The organism is Arthrobacter sp. MDT2-34-1, assembly GCF_059091365.1.
Genome location: NZ_JBNHGO010000217.1, coordinates 1 through 269 on the forward strand (window position 1 = coordinate 1; position 269 = coordinate 269).

Consider the following 269-nt stretch of genomic DNA (forward strand, 5'->3'; position numbering starts at 1 on the left):
GTTCCATTGCTCCGGCGCGTTCAGACTGTTCGAAGGCGTAGGCCTCGGCGCTGACCGCGGAGAGCTCCTCGATGTAGGCCAGGATGGATTCGCCCAGATTCACGACAACGTTCGGGCCCAGCCCCTGCTCCATGGAGGCCCGGGACATCTCGCGCAGCGTCACCCGCGCTCCGATCCGGTATGCGCTCAGCAGGGCATCCATGCTGCGGCCCTGCCGGAACTCACCGCTGCCCAGACCGGCTACCACCTGCCGGCTCTCATCGGACAGG

1 protein-coding gene is annotated in these 269 nt (G+C 66.9%); it reads right to left on the bottom strand.

Annotated elements, in window-relative coordinates; translation table 11 throughout:
• Window positions 1-247, bottom strand: a 247-nt coding sequence (locus AC5RVV_RS18410) for a PucR-like N-terminal domain-containing protein (protein ID WP_494002764.1), incomplete at its 3' end; no start/stop codon positions are given.
• Window positions 248-269 lie beyond the last annotated feature (22 nt).